Source organism: Extensimonas vulgaris (genome assembly GCF_003337425.1).
Taxonomy (GTDB): Bacteria; Pseudomonadota; Gammaproteobacteria; order Burkholderiales; family Burkholderiaceae_C; genus Extensimonas; species Extensimonas vulgaris.
Genome location: NZ_QPJU01000011.1, coordinates 21,596 through 37,536 on the forward strand (window position 1 = coordinate 21,596; position 15,941 = coordinate 37,536).

The window sequence follows — 15,941 nt, forward strand, 5'->3', positions numbered from 1 at the left end:
TGCCATGATCGACATTGGCCTCTCCAAGATGGCGCTGATCGGCGCGGTCGCGCTGATCGTCATCGGCCCCGAAAAGCTCCCGCGCGTGGCGCGCACCGTGGGCACGCTGCTGGGCAAGGCGCAGCGCTACGTCGCCGAGGTCAAGGCCGAGGTCAACCGCTCCATGGAGCTCGAAGAGCTCATGAAGTTAAAGACGCAAGTGGAGACGGCCGCGCACTCGGTCGAGCAGTCCATCCACGGCACGGTGCGCTCGCTGGAGCAAGATTTTGCCGCCTTGCAGGGTGACGCTGGCACGGGCGCCGCGTCGGCAGCCACGCCCCCCAGCTACCGGCACCCGCGCAAGAACTGGCGCCTCAAACGCGCGGCCATCCCCCAGTGGTACAAGGCACGCAACGGCGTGCGCACCCGGGCGCTGTCAGGCGCGGCGCGCGTGGCGCGCTACCGGCCCAAGAAGTTCCACTGACGTTCCGCTATTGCCGCGCATTGGCTGATGGATCACGACTTACGCAAATCAAGATCAGGCAAGGCACGCGCCCTTTGGCAAAACACTTTGCTGCATCCTAGGAGCCTGTCGGACTTTGGAATCGTCGGCTGCGAAAGCGCCGCAGCGGCCCATTTTTTACCGTCTTCTTGCCCCATAGTCCCGCTATGGGGCGGCGAATCCGGCAAAAACTGGCCTCGCTGGGGCGCATTCTCGCTTTCGACGTCCAAAGTCCGACAGGCTCCTAGTTTGCGTAAGTCCAATGGATATTCGCCAGCGCGGCCCCGCCGCGCCACGGCCTGCCACAAACCGTGGCGCACAGACCTCCGCTGATACCTACCATGTCCGCAACCCCACCCCCAGAAGACGAGCTCGCCGGCACCGAGCAGCCCTTCGTCGAGCACCTCATGGAGCTGCGCGACCGGCTCATCAAGGCCATGCTTGCCGTGCTCATCGCAGCGGCCGTGCTGTTTTTCTACCCCGGCCCTGGCGCACTCTACGACCTGCTTGCAGCCCCGCTGGTCGCGCACCTGCCGCATGGCGCGACGCTGATCGCGACCTCGGTGATCTCGCCTTTCATGGTGCCGCTCAAAATCCTGCTCATGGCGGCGTTTTTGCTGGCGCTGCCCGTGGTGCTGTGGCAGCTCTGGGCCTTCGTCGCGCCGGGCCTTTACGCGCACGAAAAGCGCCTGGTGCTGCCGCTCGTGATCTCGAGCACCGTGCTGTTCTTCGTGGGCGTGGCGTTTTGCTACTTCTTCGTTTTCGGCAAGGTGTTCAGCTTCATCCAGAGCTTTGCGCCCAAAAGCATCACTGCCGCGCCCGACATCGAGGCTTACCTGAGCTTCGTGCTCACCATGTTTCTCGCCTTCGGACTGGCCTTCGAGGTACCCATTGCCGTCGTCGTGCTCGCGCACCTGGGCGTGGTCGAGGTGGACAAGCTCAAGTCCTTCCGCGGCTACTTCGTCGTGCTGGCTTTCGTCGTCGCGGCCATCGTGACGCCGCCCGACGTGGTCTCGCAGCTCGCGCTGGCCGTGCCCATGTGTCTGCTCTACGAGCTCGGCATCTGGGCCGCGCACTTTTCCGTGCAGCGCCACCGCGCAGCCACAGAGGCACACGAGGCAAGCGCCGACAAAGCCAACGAAGCGCCCTCGCCCTGAGCTTTGCGGGGCGGCTTGCGCCCCCCGTCGATGGCGCGCAAAAAATCTTGCCAAATCGCCATCCAGCGCTTATTTATCAATCCTCAGCAGCTATCATTAGAGTAGCATTCAAGCGTATCCCGGCTGTCTGCCAAACGCTTGAAATTCCAGACGCAGTCCCAAGATGGCCTGCGCAACTTTTGCGACCTTTCCCAACAAGAATCTGGCCAAGCGATCACACACCATGAGCAAACAAACCTTGTCTTTCCAGACCGAAGTGGCGCAGCTGCTGCACCTGGTCACGCACTCGCTGTATTCGAACAAAGACATTTTCCTGCGCGAGCTGATCTCCAACGCCTCCGACGCATGCGACAAGCTGCGCTTCGAAGCGCTGAACAACCCTGCTCTGTATGAGGACGCACCGAACCTCGAAATTCGCGTGTCCTTCGACCCCGAGGCCCGGACGATCACGATCACCGACAACGGCGTCGGCATGAGCGCGCAAGAGGCCATAGACCACCTGGGAACGATCGCCAAGAGCGGCACCAAGGAGTTCATGAACCGCCTCTCGGGCGACCAAAAGCAGGATGCGCAGCTCATCGGCCAGTTCGGCGTGGGCTTTTATTCGGGCTTCATCGTGGCCGACCAGATCACCGTGGAGTCGCGCCGCGCGGGCCTGCCGCCCGAGCAGGGCGTGCGCTGGACGAGCCGCGGCACGGGCGACTTCGAGGTCGAGCCGATCACGCGCGCGCAGCGCGGCACCAGCGTGATCCTGCACCTGCGCGAAGACGCCCAGGAATACCTCAACGGCTGGAAGCTCAAGTCCATCATCAGCAAATACTCCGACCACATCGGACTGCCCATCCTGATGGAAAAAGAGGAGTGGCAAGACGGTGCACCGATCGACCCCAACGACGAAAAAGCCGGCCGCCATCCGGGCCGCATGGTCAAGACCGGCGAGTGGGAAACCGTGAACCAGGCGAGCGCCCTGTGGACGCGGCCCAAGAAGGACATCACCGACGAGCAGTACCAGGAGTTCTACAAGGCCATCAGCCACGACTTCGAAAACCCGCTGGCCTGGACGCACAACCGCGTCGAGGGCAGCACCGAATACATCCAGCTGCTCTACATCCCCGCGAAGGCGCCGTTCGACCTGTGGAACCGTGACAAAAAAGGCGGCGTCAGGCTCTACGTCAAGCGCGTGTTCATCATGGACGACGCCGAGGCGCTGCTGCCCGGCTACCTGCGTTTCGTCAAGGGCGTGATCGACTCGGCCGACCTGCCACTCAACGTGAGCCGCGAGCTGCTGCAGGAAAGCCGCGACGTGCGCGCGATCCGCGAAGGCAACACGCGCCGCATCCTGTCGCTGCTCGAAGACCTGGCCAAGCATGACAAACACGCGCCGGACGCCGAAGTCAGCCCCGAAGACAAGGCCAAGGAAGGCAAATACAGCCAGTTCTACGCCGAATTCGGCGCCGTGCTGAAGGAAGGCCTGGGCGAGGACTTTGCCAACCGCGAGCGCATCGCCGGCTTGCTGCGCTTTGCAAGCACGCAAAGCGACACGGTGAGCGTGTCTTTGGCCGACTACAAAGCGCGCATGAAGGAAGGCCAGGAGGCCATCTACTACATCACCGCCGAGAATCTGAACGCCGCCAAGAACAGCCCGCAGCTCGAAATCTTCAAGAAAAAAGGCATCGAAGTGCTCTTGATGACCGACCGCGTGGACGAATGGGCGCTGGGCTACCTGACCGAATTCGACGGCACGCCGCTGCAATCGGTGGCCAAGGGCGCGGCCGATCTGGGCAAGCTGCAGGACGAGGCCGAGAAAAAAGCCGCCGAAGAAGCCGCCGAAGCCTTCAAGCCCCTGCTCGCCAAGCTCAAAGAGGCGCTCAAGAATGAAGTCGAAGACGTGCGCGTGAGCACGCGCCTCGTCGATTCGCCCGCGTGCCTGGTGGTCAAAGAGGGCGGCATGAGCACGCAAATGGCGCGCCTGCTCAAGCAGATGGGGCAGAAAGTGCCTGACGTCAAACCGGTGCTCGAAGTCAATCCCGAGCACCCGCTCGTCCAAAAGCTCGACGGCTCGGTGCACTTCCACGATCTCGCGCACATCCTCTTCGACCAGGCCCTGCTCGCCGAGGGCGGCCTGCCCGAAGACCCGGCCGCTTACGTGCGCCGCGTGAACGCGCTGCTCGCGGGGGCCTGAGACGATTTCGCAGCCTGTCCTGCCACGAAGCACTGCTCGATCGCGCGATCGTCACCGAGCACGATCAGCGCGAACAGCAGCTCGTCCAGGCTCTGCGCCTGCGCCGTCTTGCGCGCGAGCAGCGGCGTCGCGGCAGGGTCGAGCACGAGGAAGTCGGCCTCGCAGCCCGGCTGCAGGTTGCCGACCACGCCCGCGAGGCCCAAGGCCTGCGCGGCGCCTGCCGTGTGCTGCCACCACAGCTGCTGCGGCGTGAGGCCCAGGCCCGTCTTGGTCTGGCCTTCGCGCGCCACGTAATAGGCCGCGAGCATGGTGTGAAACGGGCTGAAGCCCGTGCCGCCGCCCACGTCGCTTGCCAAACCATAGTGAAAGCCCGCGCGCTCGGCCGCGGCGTAATCGAAAAAGCCGCTGCCGAGAAACAGGTTGCTGCTCGGGCACACGGCAGCGGCCGTGTGGCGCTGGCGCAGCAGCGCGCGGTCGGCGGCGTCGAGGTGGATGCAGTGCGCATACACGGCGCGCTCGCGCATCAGGCCGAAGTCGTCATACACCGCGAGGTAGCTGCGCGCGGCAGGGAACAGCTCGCGCGCCCAGCGCACTTCGTTCACGTTTTCCGCCACGTGCGACTGGACCCACGTGTCCGGGTAGCGCGCCGCGAGCTCGCCCGCGCCGCGCAGTTGCGCAGGCGTGCTCGTGGGGGCGAAGCGCGGCGTGATTGCATAACCGAGCCGATCGACGCCGTGCCAGCGCTGGATCAGCGCCTCGGTGTCGACCAGGCCTTGCACGGTGTCGTCGCGCACGCCTTCGGGCGAATGCCTGTCTTGCAGCACCTTGCCGGTGATGAGGCGCATGCGCCGGCGCTGCGCCGCTGCGAACAGCGCATCGACCGAGGCCGGATGCGAGGTGGCAAAGGTGAGCGCCGTGCTCACGCCGTGGCGCAGCAGCTCCTCGAGGAAGAATTCGGCCACCGCGGCGCAGTGCGCAGGATCGGCAAAGCGCGCCTCGTGCGGGAAGGTGTAGCGCTCAAGCCAGGACAGCAGGTCTTCGGCGGGCGCGCCGATCACGTCGGTCTGCGGGTAGTGGATGTGCATGTCCACGAAGCCCGGCGCGAGGATGCGGCCCGCAAAATGCGTGGTCGGCACGTGCGCAAAGCGCGGCGCCAGCGCGCCGTAACTGCCCACGGCGAGCACGCGCGGACAGGCTGTGGCGGACTCAGCGCCGGCGGCATCGACAGCACCGGTCTCGCCGGGGCCGACGACGAGCAAGCCGTCGGATTCGTAATGGGCCTGCCCAGGGCCGGTGAAATACAGCAAGGCACCGCGGTACGCTTTCATGGTCATGCCCGCAAGCGTAGCAAGTTGTCGGCCCGCCAAGTGACAAGCCGCTCAACGGCGGCGCCAAAATACTACTTATTTAGTAGCTACTGGCGCTTTCCACATCTACACAAAAGGCGATTTCGCCTCAATGAGGTGTGACGCTCGATGATCGTTTCCCGTCATTGCGAGGGCCGAAGGCACGCGGCGATCCAGCGGCCTGCGATCCAGCGCCTGCGCACGCTGCAATGGACAGAACTGGATGGCCGCGCCCCTGCGGGGCTCGCAATGACGGGCGCCTTGCAAAAGGCCGAGCGCAGCGAAGGCCCGTGGGGTATCCCCGCCCTTTTTGGCTGCGCCGAGGAGCGCAGCGCCCGGCGGATCAAGGGCGCGCGATTGTCTGAGCGAAGCGAGTTTCGCGCGACCCCGCCGGGCGTGAGCACCGCAGGTTGCCCTGGGCGCCGAGCAGGCGCCCAGGGACGCAGACAGCAGGGTCGCCTTCTTTTGCCTTCTTTTCTTGGCGAGACAAGAAAAGAAGGTGCGCCGCCGGGCGCATCTCCCGGCACCCTCCCTTTGCCCCATCACCACCACCCGGAAATTGGAATATGGCTCCCAATTTCGCCCCCGTCATCGCAAGGGCCACAAGGCCCGCGGCGATCCAGCGCCTGCGCACGCTGCAATGGGCAGCACTGGATTGCCGCGCCCCTGCGGGGCTCGCAATGACGGGGTTGCTGTGCAGCGGCCCAAGTGACCGGCAGAGGCCCGCCAGCGCCCGCGTAGGCGCGCAGCTGCGCCTCATGAACAATCTGGGTTCCACTTTCTCAGCGCGGCAGCGTTCCCTGCACGCCTTCGACGAGCCAGTTCATCTGCAGCATCTGCGCGTCGGTGAGCGCCTCGCCTGATGGAATCACGACCCGGCCCTGGGTGTCGCGCACGGCCTCGCGGCCCGCGGCGAAAGGCCGCAGGCGCCCTTCGGCGACGGCCTGTTGCGCCGCGAGCACCTCGGTCTGCACGGCGGGCGGCATCCCGGGGCCGAAAGCGCCCACGCGCACCATGCCGGCGCGCACGCCGCCCCAGAAATTGCCGCTTTGCCAGCGCCCTTCGAGCAGCGCACGCACGCGCTCGGTGTAATAGCCGCCCCACTCATGCATGACGGCGAGCAGCTGCGCATCGGGCGCCACGCTGCGCATGTCGGAGTGGTAGGCGACGGCGAGCCGGCCGCGCTCCTGCGCCGCGGCCATCACCGCGCTCGAGCCCGTATGGAACGCGAGCACCTCGGCGCCCTGGTTCATCAGCGTCACCGCGGCGTCGCGCTCGCGCGGCGGATCGAACCAGGCGTCGAGCCACACGAGCTTGACGCGCGCCTTGGGGTTGACCGAACGCATGCCCAGCGTGAACGCGTTCAGCCCCTGCAGCACCTCGGGGATGGGAAAGCCCGCCACGTAACCCGCCATGCCACTGCGCGCAAGCCGCCCCGCCGCAATGCCCGCGAGGTAGCGCCCCTCGTAGTAACGCGCATTCGCCGTGGTCACGTTGGGCGCAGTCTTGTAGCCGGTGATGGCCTCGAACTTCACCTGCGGGAATTCGCGCGCCACGCGCAGCACGGGCTCCATGTAGCCGAAGCTGGTCGTGAAGATGAGCTGGTGGCCCGACACGGCGAGCTCGCGCAGCACGCGCTCGGCGTCCGCGCCCTCGGGCACGTTTTCGACGTAGCGGGTCTGCACGCGCGCGCCCAAGGCCGCTTCGACGGCTTTGCGGCCCAACTCGTGCTGGTGCGTCCAGCCCGCGTCCGTGACCGGAGAGACATAGACAAATCCCACCTTGAGCGGCGCGACCGCAGTCGCCGCCATCGTGCAGGTGGGGGAAAAAGCTGCAGGCAGCAGCGCTGCACCAGCAAACGCGCCCAGACCCAAGCCGAACGTACGCCGGCGCATGAGGTTTTTGCACATGGTTTTCCTCGACATGGCCCCGGCAATGAACGAAAACCCCTGACCGCCGGGGCAGCGGTCAGGGGTGGGCGCCGATTATAGCGATGGATGGAAATCAAAAACAATAGCAAAAATAATCAACAAAAAACACTTCAAGCGCTTATAAATTCAGCGTCAATAGCTACTGTAAAAATAGCGAAATGGTACAAATCTAAGCTTGCGCGCCGCCGCTTACGGCGGCGGCCTTCAGCGGGTAGGCCCACACCATGCCCGCATAAATCAGCGCTCCGGCGAGCAGCGCGCCCGCGGCGACTTCGAGCGACAGCGTGAACCCCGCCGCCGCGTCGGGCAGGCGGCGCAGCAGCAGCGCGACCAGCGCCGGGCCGAGGATCTGCCCGACGCCATACACGGCCGTGAGCAGGCCGATGAAGCTCGCGGCCTGGGCCGGGCGCAGGCGGCGCACCTCGTGCATCGCAAAAAAGGTGATCGCGGTAAAGGGCAGCCCCAGCAGCACGCTGCCGAGCACGAAGCCCCCCAGACTCGGGCTGTAGAGGCTTGCCACCACGCCCGCGGCCTGCAGCACATAGCACACGATCAGGCGCAGGCGAAAGTCACCGCCGTGCGGCAGGCGCGAGACGAGCAGTGCGCCGCCCATCACGCCGAGGCCGAAAATGGGCCAGAACATGTCCAGCCAGGCCGAGCCGGGCAAGGCCGTGCGCGCGATCACGGGCAGGAAGGTTGCGGTGATGATGTAGCCAAAGCCCGCCAAGCCGTAGGCCAGCGCGAGCCAGGCCATTTCGGCGCGGCCCTGCGGCGGTGCGCTCGCGCCGCTCCCCGTCTGTCCTGCGGCCGGTGCGCCGGCGTGCAGACGCTCGTCGCTGCCGCGCAGGGTGCGCCAGACCAGGGCTGCGAGCACCCAGGCAAGCAGGCCGAACAGCCCCCAGCCCGCCGCTGCGCGCCAGTGCCAGGCCGTCATGGCGCTGGCCGCAAGGCCGCTGAGCACGATGCCCGCGCCCGGCCCCATGTAAATCATGCCGCTGAGCGCAGGCACACCCAGCCGCGCGAGCCGCGCCATGCACCAGCCCGAGGTATAGACGAACACCACGGCGCTCGTCACGCCCGCGGCAAAGCGCAGCACGGGCCAGGCCGCAGGCGCGGGCCAGGCCATCGCGAGCGTGAGCAGCCCCGTCGCCACGAGCCCGCCGCGCACCAGCGTGACGAAAGCGAACAGGGGCAGCACGCGCAGCCGCGCCCACAGCCAGGGCTGCAGCGTGCACAGCACGGCGCCGACCAGATAGCCGAAATAGTTGGCGCTCGCGAGCCAGCTCGCGCCGGGCAGGTCGAGCAGGCCGTCGTGCAGCATCATGGGCAGCAGCGGCGTGAACGCAAAACGCCCTATGCCCATGGCCACGGCAAGCGCCACCAGCCCCGCGAGCGCGATGTCCATCGGACGCTGCGCGGTGGATTCGGCGGGGGCCGCGTTTGGAGGGGCCTCGTTTGGAGCCGGGCTTGGGGCGCTTCGCATGGTGCTGTCTCCGGGGCTTGTTGTGCGTGCATTGTCCCAGCTTCGCCCGCAGCGCAAGCGCCCGCGCGCGCCAGCCTGCCCCGGCCAAACGATCAACGTCCGCACCGCAGGCGCCGAGGAGGGCGCCTACTCCTGCGCAAAGCGCGCGAACACCGCGTCGAGCCGTTCCTGCCAGGCGCGCTTGGTACCTGCATCAACGAAACTGGCCTCGAAGCTGTTGCGCGCCAGCATGTAGGCGTGCGGCACCCCCAGGCCCGTGGCGGCAAACAGCTGCGTGAAGTTGTCGTTGATGTAGCCGCCGAAGTAGGCCGGATCGTCCGAGTTGACCGTGACGCACAGCCCCGCGGCGAGCAGTTGCGGCAGGTTGTGCTGCGCCAGGCTGGCAAAGACGCAGAGCTTGAGGTTGGACAGCGGGCACACGGTGAGCGGCGTGCGTTCGCGCGCCAGGCGCTCGAGCAGCGCCGCGTCGTGCTGCGCCTGCACGCCGTGGTCTATGCGCTCGGCGTGGAGCACGTCGAGCGCGCTCCAGATGTAGGCTGGCGGCCCTTCCTCGCCCGCGTGCGCGACCAGGTGCAGGCCCAGCTCGCGGCAGCGTGCGAACACGCGCGCAAACTTTTCTGGCGGGTGGCCGAGCTCGCTCGAATCCAGCCCCACGCCGATGAATTTGTCGCGCAGCGGCAGGGCCTGCTGCAGCGTGGCAAAGGCGTCTTCCTCGCTCAGGTGGCGCAAAAAGCACAGGATCAGCGCCGCCGAAATGCCCAGCTCGGCGCGCGCATCGACGCAGGCGCGGTGCAAGCCCTGGATCACGACCTCGATGGGCACGCCGCGCGCCGTGTGCGTCTGCGGGTCGAAGAAAATCTCCGCGTGCACTACGTTTTCGGAAGCAGCGCGCGCAAGATAGGCGCGCGCCATGTCGTAAAAGTCCTGCTCGTGCAGCAAGACGCTGGCGCCCGCGTAGTAAATGTCCAGAAAGCTCTGCAGGTTGCTGAAGGCATAGGCGCTGCGCAGCTGCGCCACGCTCGCATACGGCAGCGCCACGCCGTTGCGTTGCGCGAGCGCAAAGATCAGCTCGGGCTCGAGCGAGCCTTCGATGTGGATGTGCAGCTCGGCCTTGGGCATCGCGGCGAGCAGCTCGGGCAGGCGCGCGGGGGCAATGCGCGCGAACAGGGCGGGAAGATCGGTGGTGGTCACGGGCGGGCTCCAAAAACAAACACCCTGGCGCCGCACGGGGCAACGCCGGGTTGACAGAACAAAATGCAGCGCGTCAAAATGCCCCATAATCATTGGGGAAAACATCCGCGCAGGTGCACCATGGGCAAAGCAAAAATCGGTTTCGAAGTCGATGAAGACGATCTGGCCAAGGCCAAGGCCTATGTTGCCAGACATGGGGGCTCACTCAACAAACTGGTGTCGGCCTTGTTCGCCTCGCTGGGGCGTGACGATCCCGCAGAGCCCATGGCTCTGGACCCCACGGTCAAAACCCTGCTGGCAACGAGCATGGGCAAAATTTCTCTCATGGAAGCGGCGCATCAGCTTGACCTGCCCGATGCGGGCTACGTGCTCCACCTGCTGACAGAAAAAAACCTGCCCCTGCCGCGCCTGCCGCAAGACTTCGTCTCCCGGCAACTCGAGGCCGCACGCAGCGCCCTCGACGAATGCCTGATCGAAGCCGCGCCCACTGCCCCCAAACGCCGCGGCGGCCGCAAAAACTCCACGGCTGCGACACACTGAGCCTCCCCCTTATTCGGCAGTGAAGCTGCACGCCGCAACCAGATGGCCCGCGCAATGAGCCGCCTGCTCATCCCCGACGCGGGGCCGCTGTTTTCCCTGGCTGCGGGCGATCTACTGCACTTGTTGCTGAAGTTCCGCCTGGGGCTGACCGATGTCGTCTGCGCCGAAACGGTGCACCGCGGTCTGGCCGCCAACGCCTCCATCGAGGCGCGCAACCTGCTGGCGTTCTACAACATCCATGCAGAGCACATCGAAACCTTCACCACGCAGGTGGGTGCATCCCTGGCCAGGCTGCGCGCGCAGGAGCCGAACTACCAGACTCCGCCCAACCTGGGTGAGCTCTCTATCCAAAGCCTGCTCATCGACTTGCAGCTTCAGGCACCGGCGGCGCGCCCCCTGGTCTTGTTCGAAGATGCCTGGTTTTTACGCAACGCCGCGGCTCTGCCCAAAACCTGCGTGCTGCTGAGTACGCAGGCGTTCCTGGAATACGCCGCAGAAAAGGCGTGGATCGCTTCGGCAGCGCAGGCGCGCCAACAGATTGCACTGGCGCGCCCGACGGCTTGGACCGAAAGCGTGCAGATCGCACCCGCAGGGCCCAGACCTCCGCGTTGAGCGGCTTACTCTTGCCCTTACTTCTTCTCCCCGCCCGGCACCTTGCCCTCCACGCCCTTGACGTAGAAGTTGATGCTCGTGAGGAATTTATCGTCGGCCACGGCGTCTTTTTCGAGCACGTGCTTGCCGGTGTTGTCTGCGATGGGGCCCTTCCAGATCACCAGGCTGCCGTCCTTGAGGCCGCTTTTGGCCGCTTCGACTTTGGCTTTGAGCTCGGCGGGTACGTCGTCGGCGATCGAGACGATGTCGATCGCGCCCTCTTTCACGCCCCACCAGCTGCGCCCAGTCTTCCAGGTGCCGTCGAGCACCTCTTTGACGCTCTGGATGTAGTACGGGCCCCAGTTGATGATGGAAGACGCGAGGTGCGCCTTCGGGCCGTAGGCTTTCATGTCGCTGTCCCAGCCGAACGCGCGCTTGCCCTTGTCCTCGGCGGTCTTGAGCACGGCGGGCGAGTCGGTGTTCTGGAACAGCACGTCAGCGCCGCCGTTGATCAGCGAAGTCGCGGCCTCGGTCTCCTTGGGCGGGTTGAACCACTCGTTCACCCAGACCACCTTGGTCTTGATCTTGGGGTTCACGCTTTGCGCGCCGAGCGTGAAGCTGTTGATGTTGCGCACCACTTCGGGGATGGGCACCGAGCCCACCACGCCCAGCGTGTTGCTCTTGGTCATGCCGCCCGCGATGATGCCCGCGAGGTATGCACCCTCGTAGGTGCGGCTGTCGTAGGTGCGCAGGTTGTCCGCCGTCTTGTAGCCCGTGGCGTGCTCGAACTTGACCTCGGGATGTTCGGCCGCGACCTTGACCATGCTTTCCATGTAGCCGAACGAGGTGCCGAACACGAGCTTGTTGCCCTGGCCCACCATGTCGCGGAACACGCGCTCGGCGTCTGCGCCTTCGGGCACGCTCTCGACGTAGCTCGTCTGCACCTTGTCGCCAAACTCCTTCTCGACCGCCTTGCGCCCGAGGTCGTGCGCGTAAGACCAGCCGCCGTCGCCCACCGGGCCCACGTAGGCAAAGGCGATTTTGAGCGGCTCGGGCTTGGGTGCGGGCGCCTCGGCGGCCGAGGCCGGCGCGGCAGCGGGCGCGGGGGCGGGCTCTTCCTTCTTGCCGCAGCCGGCGAGCGCGGCCGCCGCCAGCGCCGAGAACGTGGCGAGCTTGAGCAGGGAGCGTTTGTGCAGGTCAGTCATGGGAGTCCTTTCAGAACAGAAGGCTTGCAGGGACGAAAAACCGATGCGGCGCCAGCATCACCCCGGATGGAACGGCTTGCCGAGCGAGGCCGGCATGTTGACACGAATCCAGACCGGGTTGCGCGAAATCAGCGCGAGCACCACGATGGTGGCCACGTAGGGCAGCATGCTCAGCCACTGGCTGGGCAGTTCCACGCCAGTGGCCTGCAGGTGGAACTGCAGCATGGTCACGCCGCCGAACAGGTACGCGCCAAGCAAGACACGTGCCGGGCGCCAGGTGGCAAAGGTGGTGAGCGCGAGCGCGATCCAGCCGCGCCCCGCGACCATGCCCTCGACCCACAGCGGCGTATAAACCGTCGAAAGGTAAGCCCCCGCGAGGCCGCACAGCGCGCCGCCCGCGAGCACGGCCGCAAGGCGGATGCGCCGCACCGGGTAGCCGAGCGCGTGCGCCGCCGCGGGCGACTCGCCCACCGCGCGCAGCACCAGCCCGGCGCGCGCGCGGTACAAAAACCACGCGAGCGCCGCCGTGAGCAGCATGGTCAGGTACACGAGCGGGTGCTGGCGAAACAGCGCCGGCCCGAGCAGCGGCACGTCACCCAGCACCGGAATCGCGTAGCGCGGCAGCTCGGGCAGTTTGGCCTGCACGTAGCCTATGCCCACGAAGGCCGAAAAGCCGCTGCCGAACAGGCTCAGCGCGAGCCCCGTCGCGTACTGGTTGGTGTGCAGCCAGATCACGAGCAGGCCGAACGCGCCCGCAAGCAGCGCGCCCACCGCCATGCCTGCAGCAAAGCCCAGCCAGGTATTGCCCGTGTGCACCACGGTGGCAAAGCCCGCGATCGCGGCGCACAGCATCATGCCCTCGGCGCCCAGGTTGACGATGCCGGCCTTTTCGTTGATGAGCAAGCCGAGCGCCGCGAGCGCGAGCACCGTGCCGGCGTTGAGCGTAGCGGCAATGAGCAATGCGTAGGATTCCATGCCTCAACCCCCTGCCTTGCGCGCCCCGGCGCGGCCCCAGCGCACGCGGTACGCGATCAGCGTGTCGCAGGCCAGCAGCGTGAACAGCAGCAGGCCCTGGAACACGCCCGTGATCGACTTGGGCAGGCCCAGGCGCGACTGCGCGAGCTCGCCGCCGATATAAAACATGCTCATCAGCAAGGCCGAGAGCACCATGCCCACCGGGTGCAGCCGCCCGACGAAGGCGACGATGATCGCGGCAAAGCCGTAGCCCGCGGGCACGTAGGGCGTGAGCTGCCCGATCGGCCCCGCGACTTCGAGCGCCCCGGCCAGCCCCGCGAGCCCGCCCGACAGCAGCAGCGCCAGCCACAGCGCGCGCCGCGAAGAAAAGCCCGCGTAGCGCGCCGCCGCAGGCGCGAGCCCGCCCACCTGCTGCGCAAAGCCCGCGCGCGTGCGAAACAAAAACACCCACAGCCCCGCCGCCGCCGCGAGCGCGAGCACCAGCCCGACATGCACGCGCGTGCCCGGCCACAGGCGCGGAATCTGCGTCACGCGCTCGAACATGCGCGTCTGCGGAAAGTTGTAGCCCTGCGGGTCTTTCCACGGCCCGAACACCAGGTAGCTGAGCAGCAGCGAAGCCACATAGACCAGCATCAGGCTCACGAGGATTTCGTTCGCATGAAAGCGGTCGCGCAGCAGCGCCGTGAGCGCGGCCCAGGCCATGCCGCCCAGCACCCCCGCGAGCAGCAGCGCAGGCACGATCCAGCGCCCCGTCTCGGGCGTCGCGAGCAGCGCCACGCCGCCGCCACAGATCGCGCCGAGGATGTATTGCCCCTCGGCGCCGATGTTCCACACGTTGGAGCGAAAGCACACCGCGAGCCCGAGCGCGATGAGCAGCAGCGGCGTGGCCTTGACCAGCAGCTCGCCGAGCGCGTAAGCCGACTTGACGGGCTCCCAGAAAAACACCTGCAGACCGCGCAGCGGGTCTTTGCCCAGCAGCGCGAACAGCGCCACGCCTATCAGCACCGTGAGCGCGAGCGCGAGCAGCGGCGAGGCATAGGTCCAGCCGCGCGAGGGCGCCGGCCGGGGCTCAAGCCGCAGCATGCGTGGCTCCGTCGGAGGTGGACGCAGGCGCGCCGGGGTTTTCAGGCGGCGATTCGGGCGGCGATTGCGCAGACATTTCGGCCGTCTGCGCCAGGTGCGCCAGGTGCGCCTGCACCTCGGTGTGCCACAGGCCGCTCATCCAGGCACCGATCTGCGCCACCGTGGCCTCGGCGCGTGGCACCGCGGGCGACAGCCGCCCCTTGGCCAGCACGTGCAGCCGGTCGCTGAGCTCGAACAGCTCGTCGAGCTCCTCGCTGAACACGAGCACGGCGCAGCCCGCGTCGCGCAGCGCCAGGATTTCGGCGCGGATCTGCGCCGCCGCGCCCACGTCCACGCCCCAGGTCGGCTGCGCAAGGATGAGCAGGCGCGGCTGGGCATCGATCTCGCGCCCGACGATGAACTTTTGCAGATTGCCGCCTGACAGCGACTGCGCCGGTGCCTGCGGCCCCGCGGCGCGCACGCGAAAGCGCTCGATGATGCCGCACGCCTGCGCCTGCAGCGCCGCGAGCCGAATCCAGCCGCCCGCAGCCACGGCCTCCGCGCGCGTGAGCAGCAGGTTGTGCGCCAAGTCCATGCTGGGCACGGCGCCGCGGCCCAGGCGCTCCTCGGGCACGAAGTGCAGGCCCAGCGCACGGCGGGCCCCCGGCCCTTGCCGGCTCACGTCCTGCACCTGCCGACTCACGTCCTGCCCCTGCCGGCCCGCACCCGGCCCCACGATCTCGATACTGCCGGGTGCGGCGCGCGTGTCCTCGCCCGAAAGCGCGGCGAGCAGCTCCTTTTGCCCATTGCCCGACACGCCCGCAATGCCCACGACCTCGCCCGCGCGCACCTCGAGCTGCACATCGACCAGATCGACGCCGAAGGGCTCGGCGCGCCGCAGCGACAAGCCCTGCACGCGCAGCACGGGCGCGCCCGGCGGCGCCGCGCGGTGCTGCAGCGCGGGCGGCTCGGCGCCTATCATCAGGCGCGAGAGCGAGGCGTTCGATTCGAGCGCCGGGTTGCACACGCCCGTGACCTTGCCGCCGCGCAGCACCGTGCAGGCCGTGCACAGCGCGCGGATCTCGTGCAGCTTGTGGCTGATGTAGAGGATGCTGCAGCCCTCGCTGGCGAGCCGGCGCAGCACGACGAAGAGCTTGTCCACCGCCTGCGGCGTGAGCACCGAAGTCGGCTCGTCGAGGATCAAGAGCTGCGGCGCCCCGAGCAGCGCGCGGATGATCTCCACACGCTGCATCTCGCCCACGCTCAGCGTGTGCACGGGGCGCAGCGGATCGACGTCGAGCCCGTACTCTGCCGCCTTGGCGCTGATGCGACGCGTGACCTCGGCCAGCGTGAGCCCCTTGTCCAGCCCCAGCCACACGTTCTCGGCCACGGTGAGCGTGTCGAACAGGCTGAAATGCTGAAACACCATCGCAATGCCCAGCGCGCGCGCCTGCTGCGGGTTGCGCACCTGCACGGGGCGGCCGTTGAACCACACCGCACCGGCGTCGGGCTGCACCGCGCCGTAGATGATCTTCATGAGCGTGGACTTGCCCGCACCGTTTTCGCCCAGCACCGCATGGATCTCGCCCGGCTGCACCGTGAGCGACACGTCATCGTTGGCCACCACCCCGGGGTAGCTTTTGCGGATGCCGGCGAGCTGCAGGCGCGGCGGGGCGGCGGAGCGATCCGATGCGCGATCCGTGGCAACAAAAGAAGAAGATGCGTTCATGCGATGCACTTGCTTGGCTATTGCTATTTTATGGAAGCAAATTCAATGCCTCGGCGCATTGAGCATGC

The 15,941-nt window shown here is 67.0% G+C and carries 14 protein-coding genes; 5 read left to right on the forward strand and 9 right to left on the reverse strand.

Annotated features, from left to right (window positions below; translation table 11 throughout):
- The first annotated feature begins 4 nt into the window (after positions 1 to 4).
- Positions 5 to 463 (forward strand): Sec-independent protein translocase protein TatB, encoded by a 459-nt coding sequence (tatB, locus tag DFR45_RS12755; RefSeq protein WP_114484130.1) that lies wholly within the window; start codon positions 5 to 7, stop codon positions 461 to 463.
- A gap of 32 nt (positions 464 to 495) precedes the next feature.
- On the opposite strand, the gene DFR45_RS14565 is transcribed toward tatB, so the two are convergent.
- Positions 496 to 639, reverse strand: coding sequence for a hypothetical protein (locus DFR45_RS14565; RefSeq protein WP_158637015.1), 144 nt, complete (start codon positions 637 to 639; stop codon positions 496 to 498).
- Between the two features lie 183 nt (positions 640 to 822).
- On the opposite strand from DFR45_RS14565, the gene tatC reads away from it, so the two are divergent.
- Together tatC and htpG are read left to right on the forward strand one after the other, a co-directional pair.
- Positions 823 to 1,638 carry a twin-arginine translocase subunit TatC gene (gene tatC, locus DFR45_RS12760; RefSeq protein WP_114484131.1) on the forward strand — a complete coding sequence of 272 codons (816 nt, stop codon included), beginning with the start codon at positions 823 to 825 and terminating at the stop codon, positions 1,636 to 1,638.
- 223 nt (positions 1,639 to 1,861) lie between these two features.
- Complete coding sequence (gene htpG / locus DFR45_RS12765; RefSeq protein ID WP_114484154.1) at positions 1,862 to 3,820, forward strand: molecular chaperone HtpG; 1,959 nt, start codon at positions 1,862 to 1,864, stop codon at positions 3,818 to 3,820.
- Here htpG and guaD read toward each other — a convergent pair.
- From guaD to DFR45_RS12785, 4 genes are all read right to left on the reverse strand, one after another.
- Complete coding sequence (gene guaD, locus DFR45_RS12770) at positions 3,781 to 5,148, reverse strand: guanine deaminase (RefSeq protein ID WP_114484155.1); 1,368 nt, start codon at positions 5,146 to 5,148, stop codon at positions 3,781 to 3,783. The two genes, htpG and guaD, sit on opposite strands and share 40 nt — an antisense overlap.
- Positions 5,149 to 5,948: 800 nt before the next feature.
- Positions 5,949 to 7,076: a BMP family ABC transporter substrate-binding protein gene (locus DFR45_RS12775; RefSeq protein WP_421782719.1), complete on the reverse strand. Its 1,128-nt coding sequence runs from the start codon at positions 7,074 to 7,076 to the stop codon at positions 5,949 to 5,951.
- Between the two features lie 190 nt (positions 7,077 to 7,266).
- Positions 7,267 to 8,580 (reverse strand): YbfB/YjiJ family MFS transporter, encoded by a 1,314-nt coding sequence (locus DFR45_RS12780; protein WP_114484132.1) that lies wholly within the window; start codon positions 8,578 to 8,580, stop codon positions 7,267 to 7,269.
- Between the two features lie 126 nt (positions 8,581 to 8,706).
- A complete protein-coding gene (locus DFR45_RS12785) occupies positions 8,707 to 9,771 on the reverse strand; it encodes an adenosine deaminase (protein WP_277752693.1) in 1,065 nt (354 codons plus the stop codon).
- A 120-nt stretch (positions 9,772 to 9,891) separates the two neighbouring features.
- On the opposite strand from DFR45_RS12785, the gene DFR45_RS12790 reads away from it, so the two are divergent.
- Together DFR45_RS12790 and DFR45_RS12795 are read left to right on the forward strand one after the other, a co-directional pair.
- The gene (locus DFR45_RS12790; RefSeq protein ID WP_114484133.1) at positions 9,892 to 10,311 is read left to right on the forward strand and encodes a hypothetical protein; all 420 of its coding nucleotides are present in this window, start codon (positions 9,892 to 9,894) and stop codon (positions 10,309 to 10,311) included.
- A gap of 54 nt (positions 10,312 to 10,365) precedes the next feature.
- Entirely contained in the window at positions 10,366 to 10,923 is a 558-nt protein-coding gene (locus tag DFR45_RS12795; RefSeq protein ID WP_144686966.1) for a hypothetical protein, read from the forward strand.
- 17 nt (positions 10,924 to 10,940) lie between these two features.
- Here the strand turns inward: DFR45_RS12795 and DFR45_RS12800 are convergent, their stop codons facing one another.
- The 4 genes from DFR45_RS12800 to DFR45_RS12815 are packed head-to-tail and all read right to left on the reverse strand — an operon-like array spanning position 10,941 to position 15,873.
- Positions 10,941 to 12,107: a BMP family ABC transporter substrate-binding protein gene (locus DFR45_RS12800; RefSeq protein ID WP_114484135.1), complete on the reverse strand. Its 1,167-nt coding sequence runs from the start codon at positions 12,105 to 12,107 to the stop codon at positions 10,941 to 10,943.
- 57 nt (positions 12,108 to 12,164) lie between these two features.
- Entirely contained in the window at positions 12,165 to 13,082 is a 918-nt protein-coding gene (locus DFR45_RS12805; RefSeq protein WP_114484136.1) for an ABC transporter permease, read from the reverse strand.
- Positions 13,083 to 13,085: 3 nt separating this feature from the next.
- Positions 13,086 to 14,165, reverse strand: a complete 1,080-nt coding sequence (locus DFR45_RS12810; RefSeq protein ID WP_114484137.1) for an ABC transporter permease — start codon at positions 14,163 to 14,165, stop codon at positions 13,086 to 13,088.
- Positions 14,152 to 15,873 carry an ABC transporter ATP-binding protein gene (locus tag DFR45_RS12815; protein ID WP_114484138.1) on the reverse strand — a complete coding sequence of 574 codons (1,722 nt, stop codon included), beginning with the start codon at positions 15,871 to 15,873 and terminating at the stop codon, positions 14,152 to 14,154. Before DFR45_RS12815 ends, DFR45_RS12810 begins: the two co-directional genes overlap by 14 nt.
- Between the last annotated feature and the right edge of the window lie 68 nt (positions 15,874 to 15,941).

Bases quoted from the DNA above. Each gene is read 5' to 3' on its own strand.
- tatB (WP_114484130.1), top strand. From the start codon at position 5: ATGATCGACATTGGCCTCTCCAAGATGGCGCTGATCGGCGCGGTCGCG.
- DFR45_RS14565 (WP_158637015.1), bottom strand. From the start codon at position 639: ATGGGGCAAGAAGACGGTAAAAAATGGGCCGCTGCGGCGCTTTCGCAG.
- tatC (WP_114484131.1), top strand. From the start codon at position 823: ATGTCCGCAACCCCACCCCCAGAAGACGAGCTCGCCGGCACCGAGCAG.
- htpG (WP_114484154.1), top strand. From the start codon at position 1,862: ATGAGCAAACAAACCTTGTCTTTCCAGACCGAAGTGGCGCAGCTGCTG.
- guaD (WP_114484155.1), bottom strand. From the start codon at position 5,148: ATGAAAGCGTACCGCGGTGCCTTGCTGTATTTCACCGGCCCTGGGCAG.
- DFR45_RS12775 (WP_421782719.1), bottom strand. From the start codon at position 7,076: ATGTGCAAAAACCTCATGCGCCGGCGTACGTTCGGCTTGGGTCTGGGC.
- DFR45_RS12780 (WP_114484132.1), bottom strand. From the start codon at position 8,580: ATGCGAAGCGCCCCAAGCCCGGCTCCAAACGAGGCCCCTCCAAACGCG.
- DFR45_RS12790 (WP_114484133.1), top strand. From the start codon at position 9,892: ATGGGCAAAGCAAAAATCGGTTTCGAAGTCGATGAAGACGATCTGGCC.
- DFR45_RS12795 (WP_144686966.1), top strand. From the start codon at position 10,366: ATGAGCCGCCTGCTCATCCCCGACGCGGGGCCGCTGTTTTCCCTGGCT.
- DFR45_RS12800 (WP_114484135.1), bottom strand. From the start codon at position 12,107: ATGACTGACCTGCACAAACGCTCCCTGCTCAAGCTCGCCACGTTCTCG.
- DFR45_RS12805 (WP_114484136.1), bottom strand. From the start codon at position 13,082: ATGGAATCCTACGCATTGCTCATTGCCGCTACGCTCAACGCCGGCACG.
- DFR45_RS12810 (WP_114484137.1), bottom strand. From the start codon at position 14,165: ATGCTGCGGCTTGAGCCCCGGCCGGCGCCCTCGCGCGGCTGGACCTAT.
- DFR45_RS12815 (WP_114484138.1), bottom strand. From the start codon at position 15,873: ATGAACGCATCTTCTTCTTTTGTTGCCACGGATCGCGCATCGGATCGC.